Raw genomic sequence first — 11,647 nt, 5'->3', positions numbered from 1 at the left:
AAGTATGCCGTAAAATACCATCCTTTAGAGTGGTGATATAGGGTATGTCAGCCTCTTTGATACATAAGTGTTTTTTTAATGCGTGGTGAATATTCTTAGGCTTGTTTGTAGAAACTATGCAGCAAATTACATGTGTTAGAAGCCAAGAGAAACCTTGTTCAACAAGAACCTAGATTATTTACAGAGCAAATTTAGTTAAAAATCTTTGTCCGTTAAAGTGTGGGGAGGAAGCCAAAGAACAGTTTTGTATGGGGAAAAAGGCGCATATGAATAAAAGCGTATCGAGACATTATTCTTTAAACGTCTCTCTATTTTCAGAGCTGGTTTATTGCTCCCCGCATTTGTGAAAGGAGTATCATTGATATCGCTAAGATTGAGAGAGCTACTTTTTGTATAGATTAATTATTTATAATGCATGAGGAGGTTTTCAGATAAAATTCTTCCTTCCTCAATGTATCTTTGGTTGGCTTCAATGGCTGCTTGTGTACAATGATGATAATTTTCTGAGAAAGCACGATACGCTTCATTAAACGCTTCATAAAAATAAGCACGTCTTTGTGGAATGGGGCGTTCTGCTTCAATCAGTGCATTCATATAGTCATACCATTGGTTTGTTGGAGGCTCGCAAAGATTTTGGAGAGAATGCAATGATCCCAAAATTTCTGCTAGTCGGAGTAATTTTTTTTCATAAGGTGGAGATTGTTGTGCAAAGGTTGGCATTGAAATGACAAGAAATATTAAAATAATGATGTTCATCAATCTATACCGCATTATTTTTATTGCTTTCTTTGAATAAAACTCTGTAAAGATAAAATAATTTTGTCATGAGAACGGTGTAAAAAAATAAAGTTAATTGCTACATTATTCTCAATTATTGATTATAAAATATAGGGCGTAAGAGGCAGTAAGGAACCCATTGTGGAATATTGAAAATACTGACGAAGCTTTGTGTGGTTAAAAATTTAAGATTTTCTGCCTGCAAGCTATCTATTTTTCACATAGATTTATATTGTATTGCCTATAGATTTTTTTCTAAGCTCATTTTTTTTAAGGAGAGAAAGCATCTCTAATGATAGAACGCTTTTGTCCAATCAAATAAAATAGATTGTTTTTATGATAAACGATGAATACAGCCGTAAATACAATGGGAAAATGGTAAGAAGAATTTACTATAAAAGATACAAGTTTTTAGCTTAAACCGCGTAATACAATGATTTGAGATAAGATACATCTAAAAGGATCGGTGCATAATATCGTCCATGGAGTTAATAAATGAAAGAGTTGCGATTTTATAATACGCTAACACGTAAAAAAGAAAAATTTACACCAATAGATGCGACAAGAGTACGTCTTTATGTTTGTGGACCGACAATTTATGATTATGCGCATATAGGAAATGCACGTCCTATTATTGTTTTTGATATTTTATTTCGCTTATTGCGTCATGTTTATGGCAATGAGCATGTTCTATATGCACGTAATATCACAGATGTCGATGATAAAATTAATGCACGAGCAGCTAGCGAATATCCAAACGTATCATTGAATGAGGCTATTCGTCACTTAACAGAACGTACATATTCTCAGTTTCAACAAGATACCATAGCACTTGGTTGTCTGTTGCCAACCAGTCAGCCACGCGCCACTGAGCATTTAGAGGAGATGCGCTCTTTAATTGAAAGGTTGCTTGAAAAGGGGCACGCTTATGAAGCCGAAAATCATATATTATTTTCTGTAAGTAGCATAAAAAATCCTCCCCATTATGGGGCATTTGCAAATCGTTCTTTAGATGAAATGAGGGCGGGGGCGCGTATCGATGTTGCTGCTTATAAAAGGGAAGAGATGGATTTTGTTTTGTGGAAGCCTTCTGTGGAAGGAGAACCAGGTTGGAAATCACCGGGCGGAATTCCTGTTTTAGGTCGTCCAGGTTGGCATATTGAATGTTCTGCAATGTCAATGGCAAAGTTATTAGCGCCCTATGGCGGTGGTTTAACCTGTGATGATCCGACCGCCAATGTTTTTGATATCCATGGTGGTGGAATTGATTTAATTTTTCCTCATCATGAAAATGAGATTGCACAAAGTTGTTCAGCTTTTGGGACGGAGCGAATGGCTAATTTTTGGATGCATAATGGTTTTTTACAAGTTGAAGGCAAAAAGATGTCGAAAAGCTTTGGCAATTTCATAACTATTCGTTCTGTTTTAGAGAATAATTTTGGGGAGTTTAATGGTATTTTAGCCGATGAAATGAAGCAAAATTGGGCTGGTTTGTCTGCGCGTTTTTCGATGTTGCAAACACATTATCGTGAACCATTAAATTGGACAGCTCAGCGTTTAATACAATCGAGCAGCGAACTGTATCGTTGGTATGAATGGCTTCGCAGCAAAAAGAGTGAGATGAAAAACAATGAAGCAATTGATGATACTTTGATAGATGCACTTAGTGATGATCTTAATACTCCAAAAGCACTGACTCTTTTGCGAAAATTTTATAAAGAAGGAAATGCTTTGGCTCTTCTGAATGGGATGAATTTATTAGGACTGTTAAGACAAGAATGGATTAAAGAAATAGATTGCCTATTATTTATGAGAAAAACTTTCCTTGATACAAAATTTATTGATCAGCGCATTGCCGAAAGACTAAGACTTATCCATAATAAAGAGTGGGAAGCTGCGGATACAATTCGTGATGAGCTTGCAGCCGAGGGGGTTCTTTTAAAAGACAGTAAGGATCCGCAGAGTGGTGAGCGCATAACTGTGTGGGAAATAAAGCGACACTAATGTCTCTATTCCAGCAGCTCCATAAAAAAGGAGAATATGATGGAATTTTTATATCATTATGGATATATCGCGCTTAAGCTGGCTGTAGGTCTTGTTGCCTTCTTATTTATTTTAAGAACGACGGGGCGGGGGAGTCTTAGTCAAATGACACCAGTTGATTTGGTCAGTAATTTTGTCATGGGAGGTATTATTGGAGGCGTTATTTATAATCAGAATATTAGTAGCATTCAATTATTGCTTGTTTTACTCATCTGGCAAACCTTGATTACATCTTTTAATTTTATTGCACGTTATTCAGTTTTTTTTCGTCGTCTTATTGCAGGGCGGAATGTCACATTAGTTTTAGATGGAGTTTTCCAAATGGATAAGATTAAGAACTTGGGGATCAATATTAATGATCTCATTACGATGTTACGTCTTAAAGGGTGTCACTTACATGAAGCTGCTTTTGTTCGTTTGGAAACCAATGGTGATTGCACTGTCATTAAAAAGGAAGAGGGAAAGAAATCGACGATTTTAATAGAAAATGGTGAAGTTATTGATGATGGACTTAAAGAGATTGGTAAAACAAAAAAGTGGCTTCAGGCAGAATTGAAAAAAAGACATGTAAAAGTTGAAAGTTTATTCGCAGCAGAGTGGTATGAAAATACAGATCAAAATAATAAATTGTATAGTGGATTATTTCTTGTTCCTTTTTCAAAAACAGTCTAACTTCAAAAAACGGGTAGGTATAGCTTATTGGAAGTATAATAAAGAGATAAATCTATAAATAACCACAGAGGGTATTTTGCCTGTTTGTGCGGATGATAGAGAAGTAAGGACTTTATGAAACGCAATGAAATGACAAAAACTGTATCATCAGATACAGGGAAGACTCTGCACACACTTTACAATTTATGGCCCTATATGTGGCCGGTAGGTCGGCGTGATCTAAAAATGCGTGTGCTATGGGCAATATTTTATCTTGTTTTGGCTAAGCTCGTTCTCATATCTGTACCGTATTTATTTAAATATTCTACGAATGTGCTTGATTCAAGCTTTCAGCTACCTGAATGGTTCCCATCCAGTTGGATTATTCCCATCATGCTCGTTTTGGCATACAATGTCGCGCGTATTATGCAGGCTGGATTAAATCAATTACGCGATTCCCTGTTTGCCACTGTTGGTCAATACGCTGTTCGTCAATTAGCTTATAAAACCTTTGTACATATGCATGAGTTATCCTTGCGATTTCATTTGGAACGCCGAACAGGTGGGCTTTCTCGTGTGATTGAGCGTGGAACAAAAGGAATTGAAGCGATTGTAAGATTTTCAATTCTTAGTACAGTACCGACAGTTTTAGAATTTATATTAACGGCACTGGTATTTTACATAAGTTATGGATGGCATTATCTTCTCATTGTTGTTGCAACGGTTGGATTATATATCTTATTTACCATTAAGGCGAGTGATTGGCGTATTCGCATTCGACAAAAAATGAATACAGCGGATACTGAGGCGAATACTCGCGCTGTTGATTCTCTTTTGAATTTTGAAACGGTCAAATATTTTGGTAATGAAACTCTAGAAGCCGATCGATTTGATGCTTCTATGGTAGGTTATGAAAAAGCCGCAACAAAGATTTGGACATCGTTAAGCTGGCTTAATTTTGGTCAGACTCTTATCTTTGGTATTGGAATGACGATCATGATGCTGATATCAGCTTATGAAGTTTTTTATAAGACACAAACTTTAGGAGATTTTGTTTTTATTAATGCGCTTTTAATGCAACTTTCTATTCCACTAAATTTTATTGGTTCAATGTATCGTGATATTCGACAAGGTTTAACGGATATTGAAGCAATGTTTGATCTTTTAGATGTTCAGAAGGAGATCGTTGATAAATCGGATGCTAAACCGTTAGAGATAAGCGATGGGACCATTTGTTTTCATCAGGTAAAGTTTTCCTACGATTCGAGACGTCAGATTCTCAGAGATATTGATTTTGAAGTTCCGGGAGGAAAAACAGTCGCTATTGTCGGTCCATCGGGTGCCGGTAAATCTACTATTTCTCGGTTGCTTTTTCGGTTTTATGATGTTGATGCAGGCTCTATCACAATTGATGGGCAGGATATTCGTGACGTAACACAAAAGAGTTTGCGTGAAGCGATTGGCATGGTCCCACAAGATACGGTGTTATTTAATGATACAATTGCCTATAATATTTGCTATGGGCGTCCAAGTGCTACAGATGAAGAGATGCGCAAAGCTGCTGAAATGGCACAAATATCAAAATTTATTGAAATTTTACCGGAAGGTTTTCAGTCTATGGTAGGAGAGCGAGGTCTCAAATTATCAGGTGGTGAAAAACAACGCGTGGCTATTGCACGGACACTTTTAAAAGCTCCTCCACTTCTTATTCTAGATGAAGCAACGGCGGCTCTTGATACGGCGACGGAACAGGAAATTCAACAAGCATTGGATATTGTAAGCCGTGGACGTACAACATTGATTATTGCGCACCGTCTTTCTACTGTTATCAATGCGGATGAAATTTTAGTTCTTAAAAGTGGTCGTATTATTGAAAATGGGACGCATACAGAGCTTTTACGCAAGAAAGGTCTCTATGCTTCAATGTGGAATAAGCAGCTTGAAGCATCGCAAGCAGAAGAAAAATTACGTAAAATGCGTGAAGAAGATGAGACGAGTGTTGTTAATCGTAAAAAATAAATAGAGCAAAATGTAATCTATATCTTTATATGGAGTGATTGATTAAATACATAAAAAGACACAAGAGGAACAAAAAGCTTTGTTGCTTGTTTAAGTTTACGATGAATAGGAAATTATATGAGTATTCTGCAATCTTTCCATAATAGCTTTGTACCGGTTCATAAAGAAGGTTATCCTTTTATTGTAGCGTTTTTTGTTATTTCGCTCATTCTTGGTTGGATATGGAGTCCGTTGTTTTGGTTTGGTCTCGTTCTTACGGTGTGGTGTGTATACTTTTTCCGTGATCCAGATCGTGTGATCCCTTTGAATTCAAATTGGGTTATGTCGCCTGCAGATGGGCGTATTTCATTTGTGGAATCATGTGTTCCACCTGAAGAATTAGGATTAGGGAAAGATGAAATGATCCGTATTTCCATTTTTATGGATATTTTTTCATGCCATATTAATCGTATTCCTATCAGTGGTACAGTAGAGTCTATCGTTTATCAGCCAGGTCGATTTACTAATGCTGACTTTGATAAAGCTAGTCAGTTTAATGAGCGTAATAGGGTGGTAATTGATAGCAAGCATGGTAAAATTGGTGTCGTACAAATAGCGGGAATGGTTGCGCGCCGGATTGTTTGCTGGTCAAAAGAAAACGATGCCGTTATGACTGGTGAGCGATTTGGATTGATTCGTTTTGGTTCTCGCCTTGATGTTTATATACCAACTGAAATGAAATTGCGTGTTGCAGTTGGACAGACAGCAATTGCTGGAGAAACAGTTTTAGGTTCTTTTGATGATAAGAGTGCCACAACGGACTTCAGATACGATTAGGACTCACAATGAAAAATTTTTCGCCATTTTCTTCATTCAATCCTGAGGGGCAGCATGATGATGTTGCAAATCGGCGGCGTTCACCTACATCAATGCGGTATGTTATTCCTAATATCATTACTATTTTAGCAATTTGTGCAGGGATGAGCAGCATTCGTTTGGCTTTTGAACATCGCTATGAAGCTGCTATTTTAATGGTGCTTTTGGCCGCAGTTTTAGATGGTGCTGATGGTCGCATTGCCCGTTTAATAGATGGTAGTTCATCTTTTGGGGCACAGATGGATTCTCTTGCTGATGTTATAAATTTTGGTGTTACCCCTGCACTCATTGTTTATTCTTTTATCTTGAATCAAGCGAATCATATTGGGTGGGTTGCTGCCCTTGTTTATTGTGTTGCTTGTTGTTTGCGATTAGCACGTTTTAATGTGATGTTAGATAACCCCAATATACCTAAGTGGCAGAGAAGTTATTTTGTTGGTGTTCCAGCACCAGCAGGAGCATTATTACTTTTATTGCCTACCTATTTAGGCACTCTTGGTTTGGTCCCTAATTGGGGGTGGGCATTATTTTTTAGTCTTTATACTGTAATTATTGCTTTTCTTTTGATTAGTCGTTTACCGGTATGGAATGCAAAAACAATTGATCAAAATTTAAGGCGCGATATCGTTATACCGTGCATGTTGGTCATTGTTATTTATGTCGGTTTTCTTGCGACTTACACATGGGAAACTTTATTGATTACAGCTGTTAGCTATATGATTTTTCTCCCTTGTAGTTTTATCGCTTATAATAAACGTGCTACTTTAGAAGAGAAAAAGGCTGATGCTAAAGCTATCCAAGAATTATAAAGTGCTTCATTCTTCTGTCGAAAAGCACAGGAAAAAGAGAGAGTCAAACGATTTACTTCTCATATGATGATCAATCAGGTACATGATAATCTACAAACCGATTTTTATGGACATTAAAGAGTTTTCCAGTTTCCTTTAAATCAGGTGATAACAAATGGACTATCTTTTTTGCAACCTCTTGTGGTGAAGGAAGAGTTTGTGGATCTTCACCGGGCATAGCTTCAGCGCGCATGGCAGTGCGTGTGGCACCAGGGTTGACACAATTAATCTTAATAGGGGTTTGTTTGAGTTCTTCTGCCCAACAGCGGGCAATCACCTCTAAAGCCGCTTTAGAGGCTGCATAAGCTCCCCAGAAAGGGCGCGCAGCATGCGCAACGCTTGAGGATAACAGGATGGCTCGTCCAGCATCAGATTCACGTAATAAAGGCTCAACGGCTTTCATTAAGCGCCATTGGCTGAAAAGATTTATTTGAAAAACATCTTCAAATACCGTGTTTTCTATATGCGCTATTGGTGAGAGTGTTCCAAGAATTCCTGCGTTTGCAACGATAATATCAAGTTTTTTCCAGCGTTTGGCAATTGAGATAGCAAGGGTATCGATGTTTTCCATATGATGCAAGTCAAGGGGAACAAGGGTTGCATGAGCTCCTTTTTCTCGGATTTGATTATCTAATTCAGTAAGTCCACTGACTGTTCGTGCAAGAGCAATAATATGAGCACCGCGTGCAGCAAGCTCGAGTGCCAAATAATAGCCAATCCCTCTTGATGCGCCAGTAACAAGTGCAACACGCCCATGGAGACTAAAGTCACGTTTTGTCATCATTAATCTCTTGTTTTAAGAACAGATGATTGATGAATTTTGGAGAGATTTTCTTGATCAACCAGATGCGTAGGATAATATCCAGTAAAATAATGGTCAGTAAATTGTGGATCGGCGTTATTCCGTTTTTCCCCTGCTACAGCAAGATATAATCCATCCGTTGAAAGAAATTCTAATGAATCCGCTCCAATAAAATCACACATAGATTTTAAATCTGGATATTGATTTGCTAAAAGGTTTTCAGCTTTAGGTGTATCAATACCATAAAAGTCAGGATAAAAAATCATAGGGCTAGAAATGCGCATATGAACTTCTTTTGCTCCTGCATCGCGAAGCATTCGTACAATTTTAAGGGATGTTGTTCCACGCACAATAGAGTCATCAACCAGAATAACACGTTTTCCTTCAATCACAGGACGGTTTGCCGAATGTTTTAACTTGACGCCAAAAGCGCGAATTTGTTGTGTTGGTTCGATAAAAGTGCGGCCAACATAGTGATTACGAATAATACCAAGCTCGAAGGGAATTCCAATTTCTTGTGCATAGCCAATTGCGGCAGGTGTTCCTCCGTCAGGAACAGGAACTACAACATCACCCTTACAGGGGGCTTCTTGTGCTAAACGAATTCCCATATTTTTACGTGTTGTATAAACACTACGCCCTCCAACGATTGAGTCCGGGCGGGCAAAATAAACATATTCAAATAAACAAAGCTTTTCTGGTGTCTCATTTTCTGGTTTTATAATTTTTTTCGTAATTTCCCCATTTTTTTGTATTTCACATATGATGATTTCTCCATTTTTAACATCACGGACATATTTTGCTCCAATAATATCAAGAGCACAAGTTTCAGAACAAAAGATAGGCTTACCATCAAGTTCCCCCATCACGAGAGGTCTAATTCCTGTTGGATCGCGTGCCGCAATAAGCTTTGTACGTGTGAGCGCTAACATAGCATACCCACCTTCTACTTGCCGAATCGCATCAACAAAACGATCAGAGGACGATTCATAACGTGAGCGAGCGATAAGATGGAGAAAAACTTCTGAATCTGACGTTGATTGACAGATAGCACCAGAAGCGATGAGTTCACGGCGTAATGTGAGACCATTGGTAAGATTACCATTATGCGCAATAGCAATACCTCCAACTTTCAATTCAGCAAAAAGGGGTTGAACATTGCGTAATGCCACTTCTCCAGTTGTTGAATAACGGGTATGTCCAATAGCACGATTTCCTGGTAAGCGCGCAAGTGTTGCAGGGTTTGTATAGTGATCGCCAACAAGACCTAAATGCTTTTCTTGATGAAATATTTTATTATGGTAAGAAACAATCCCAGCTGCTTCTTGCCCACGATGCTGAAGTGCGTGGAGTCCAAGAGCTGTTAATGTTGCGGCATCTTCATGCCCAAGAATACCAAAAACTCCACATTCTTCATGAAGGGTATCATCATCTAATGAAAATTCTTGACAGAAAACATCGCTTTTTATCATCATATTCTTTCAGTTGTGATATGGAGGAATCATTAATATCACATTTTACATCATTTAGTTCTCTTTCCTCATGAAAAACTATTCTCTATTTTTTGAAAATTATCTTTTCATGAGAGTGTTGCTCATACGTAAGTTTATTGCTGTCTTTAAACAAATTTTCCGTCTTTTCGAGAACAGATCCAATATCTTTGGGGAGTATTTCCCAAACTTTTTGTCCCAATGAATCTAAAATAGGCCTTGTTTTTGCATTTTTTAACCAATTCGCTTGAAGCTCGGGTTTAATCAGTGCATTAATCAGCAACATACCGATGACCATGATAAGTAAACCACGAAGTGCTCCAAAAATAAAACCAATAGCACGGTCAAGGATACCAATTCGACTATCAATAATAAAATCAGAGATCTTCATTGTAATAATTGAAGTAATAATGAGAACAATAATAAAAATTGTGACCAATGTTGTGATCAATGCAATCATTTTATTAGAGAGATATTGTTCAAAGAAAGGTAAGACAGGTTTGAATAAAAACAGTGTCGTAACAGCTGCAACTGCCCAAGAAATCAACGATAACACTTCACGTGAAAATCCTCGAAGCATAGCAAGAAAAGCGGAAAACAGGATGATTACTACGACAATTCCATCAAGGATTGTTATGATCATTTGTTTGTTCCTTATACATAAAGTTGTGTTCTTTTAAGTCTGTGTGCAAATATATTTTTTGTTATGCCATTTTTTGTTCTTATAGCAAGGATCTTTTGTATTTTATAGAGTTTTTTCTATATTATCATATCTGTGGTGCAGATCATTTTTTACTTACGGTAAGAGTAGCAACGAGTTCGGGAAGGTCGGAGAAAGTTTTTTGTTGAAAGTTGAGCGACTTCATCATTTCGGTTGTTGTTGTGGGGTGAAAGGCTCCTTGAAAGCCGAGTTTTTTTGCTTCATTGATGCGCTGTGCTGAATGTGCAACAGCGCGGGTAGCTCCTGAAAGACTGACTTCACCAAAATAGACATAATCCGTTGGCAATGCGATATTGGCAAGAGAAGATACCAAAGCAGCGGCTACAGCTAAATCAGCAGCAGGTTCTGATATGCGATATCCACCTGCCACGTTCAGATAGACATCATGCTGTCCAAAACGAATGCCACAATGAGCTTCTAAAACGGCAAGAATCATAGAAAGACGATTTCCATCCCATCCGACAACCGCACGTCTTGGTGTCCCAAGGGAAGAAGGAGCAACAAGCGCTTGAATTTCTACGAGTATCGGGCGTGTCCCTTCCATTCCTGCAAAAACAGCAGCGCCTGGTGCTTTTTCATTACGTTCCCCTAAAAATAATTCAGATGGATTTATCACTTCGCGTAATCCTTTATCAGACATTTCAAAGACACCAATTTCATCTGTTGGTCCGAAGCGATTTTTTACAGTTCTAAGAATGCGATAATGATGTCCTCCTTCACCCTCAAAATAGAGAACGCCATCAACCATATGTTCAACGACTCGAGGACCAGCAATTTGTCCATCTTTTGTAACATGCCCAACAAGAACAACGGCGGCTCCTGTTTTCTTGGCAAAGCGGATCATTGCCTGAGCACCGATACGTACTTGTGTGACAGTGCCAGGTGCTGAATCTGCTGTATCTGACCATAGGGTTTGAATCGAATCGATAATCACCATATCAAGGTTTTTATGTTCGCTTAAGGTTGCCAGGATATCTTCAACATTGGTTTCAGCAGCAAGTTTCACTTCTGTATTGTTAGCTTCAAGCCTTTGTGCGCGCAGACAAATTTGCGCAATAGCCTCTTCACCTGAAACATAGATGACATTATATCCTTTACGTGATAAAGCAGCAGCTGTTTGTGTCAGCAATGTTGATTTACCAATACCCGGATCACCTCCAACAAGGAGTGCTGATCCACGGACAAAGCCCCCACCGGTAACACGATCAAGTTCAGCAATACCAGAATGAATACGTGGAGCATCTTCGATATTTCCAGAAAGAGATGTGAGTGTGACAATGCGTCCTTTACGAGCATTCTGCTTAGGACCACTTCCTATGCCGCTATTTATAGTTTCTTCGATAAGGGAATTCCATTCCCCACAAGCGCTACATTTTCCTGCCCAACGGGAATGGATGGTTCCGCAATTTTGACAGATAAATTGAATACGATTACGCGCCAT

Annotated in this window: 10 protein-coding genes; 5 read left to right on the top strand and 5 right to left on the bottom strand. The window is 38.3% G+C overall.

Annotated elements, in window-relative coordinates:
- Nucleotides 1-402: 402 nt before the first annotated feature.
- Entirely contained in the window at nt 403-771 is a 369-nt protein-coding gene (locus ACFIMP_RS00430) for a TIGR02301 family protein (RefSeq protein WP_375612942.1), read from the bottom strand.
- A 501-nt stretch (nt 772-1,272) separates the two neighbouring features.
- Here ACFIMP_RS00430 and cysS point away from each other — a divergent pair.
- From cysS to pssA, 5 genes are all read left to right on the top strand, one after another.
- Nucleotides 1,273-2,781: a cysteine--tRNA ligase gene (gene cysS, locus ACFIMP_RS00425; protein WP_375685889.1), complete on the top strand. Its 1,509-nt coding sequence runs from the start codon at nt 1,273-1,275 to the stop codon at nt 2,779-2,781.
- A gap of 39 nt (nt 2,782-2,820) precedes the next feature.
- The gene (locus ACFIMP_RS00420) at nt 2,821-3,492 is read left to right on the top strand and encodes a DUF421 domain-containing protein (protein ID WP_375685919.1); all 672 of its coding nucleotides are present in this window, start codon (nt 2,821-2,823) and stop codon (nt 3,490-3,492) included.
- A gap of 114 nt (nt 3,493-3,606) precedes the next feature.
- Entirely contained in the window at nt 3,607-5,490 is a 1,884-nt protein-coding gene (locus ACFIMP_RS00415; protein WP_375685888.1) for an ABCB family ABC transporter ATP-binding protein/permease, read from the top strand.
- Between the two features lie 117 nt (nt 5,491-5,607).
- Entirely contained in the window at nt 5,608-6,306 is a 699-nt protein-coding gene (locus ACFIMP_RS00410; RefSeq protein ID WP_375685887.1) for a phosphatidylserine decarboxylase, read from the top strand.
- An 8-nt stretch (nt 6,307-6,314) separates the two neighbouring features.
- The gene (gene pssA / locus ACFIMP_RS00405; protein WP_375611225.1) at nt 6,315-7,154 is read left to right on the top strand and encodes a CDP-diacylglycerol--serine O-phosphatidyltransferase; all 840 of its coding nucleotides are present in this window, start codon (nt 6,315-6,317) and stop codon (nt 7,152-7,154) included.
- Between the two features lie 70 nt (nt 7,155-7,224).
- Here the strand turns inward: pssA and ACFIMP_RS00400 are convergent, their stop codons facing one another.
- From ACFIMP_RS00400 to radA, 4 genes are all read right to left on the bottom strand, one after another.
- The gene (locus ACFIMP_RS00400) at nt 7,225-7,974 is read right to left on the bottom strand and encodes an SDR family NAD(P)-dependent oxidoreductase (RefSeq protein WP_375620812.1); all 750 of its coding nucleotides are present in this window, start codon (nt 7,972-7,974) and stop codon (nt 7,225-7,227) included.
- 2 nt (nt 7,975-7,976) lie between these two features.
- On the bottom strand, nt 7,977-9,470 hold the full coding sequence (gene purF / locus ACFIMP_RS00395; RefSeq protein ID WP_375631714.1) for an amidophosphoribosyltransferase: 1,494 nt from the start codon (nt 9,468-9,470) through the stop codon (nt 7,977-7,979).
- An 82-nt stretch (nt 9,471-9,552) separates the two neighbouring features.
- Nucleotides 9,553-10,128, bottom strand: a complete 576-nt coding sequence (locus ACFIMP_RS00390; RefSeq protein ID WP_375612938.1) for a CvpA family protein — start codon at nt 10,126-10,128, stop codon at nt 9,553-9,555.
- 142 nt (nt 10,129-10,270) lie between these two features.
- A complete protein-coding gene (radA, locus tag ACFIMP_RS00385) occupies nt 10,271-11,647 on the bottom strand; it encodes a DNA repair protein RadA (RefSeq protein WP_375612937.1) in 1,377 nt (458 codons plus the stop codon).

The organism is Bartonella sp. AP65SXKL (assembly GCF_042195725.1).
In the GTDB taxonomy this organism is placed as follows: Bacteria; Pseudomonadota; Alphaproteobacteria; order Rhizobiales; family Rhizobiaceae; genus Bartonella.
This window is presented reverse-complemented; position numbering and strand designations above follow the sequence as displayed.

Bases quoted from the DNA above. Each gene is read 5' to 3' on its own strand.
- ACFIMP_RS00430 (WP_375612942.1), bottom strand. From the start codon at position 771: ATGCGGTATAGATTGATGAACATCATTATTTTAATATTTCTTGTCATT.
- cysS (WP_375685889.1), top strand. From the start codon at position 1,273: ATGAAAGAGTTGCGATTTTATAATACGCTAACACGTAAAAAAGAAAAA.
- ACFIMP_RS00420 (WP_375685919.1), top strand. From the start codon at position 2,821: ATGGAATTTTTATATCATTATGGATATATCGCGCTTAAGCTGGCTGTA.
- ACFIMP_RS00415 (WP_375685888.1), top strand. From the start codon at position 3,607: ATGAAACGCAATGAAATGACAAAAACTGTATCATCAGATACAGGGAAG.
- ACFIMP_RS00410 (WP_375685887.1), top strand. From the start codon at position 5,608: ATGAGTATTCTGCAATCTTTCCATAATAGCTTTGTACCGGTTCATAAA.
- pssA (WP_375611225.1), top strand. From the start codon at position 6,315: ATGAAAAATTTTTCGCCATTTTCTTCATTCAATCCTGAGGGGCAGCAT.
- ACFIMP_RS00400 (WP_375620812.1), bottom strand. From the start codon at position 7,974: ATGACAAAACGTGACTTTAGTCTCCATGGGCGTGTTGCACTTGTTACT.
- purF (WP_375631714.1), bottom strand. From the start codon at position 9,470: ATGATGATAAAAAGCGATGTTTTCTGTCAAGAATTTTCATTAGATGAT.
- ACFIMP_RS00390 (WP_375612938.1), bottom strand. From the start codon at position 10,128: ATGATCATAACAATCCTTGATGGAATTGTCGTAGTAATCATCCTGTTT.
- radA (WP_375612937.1), bottom strand. From the start codon at position 11,647: ATGGCGCGTAATCGTATTCAATTTATCTGTCAAAATTGCGGAACCATC.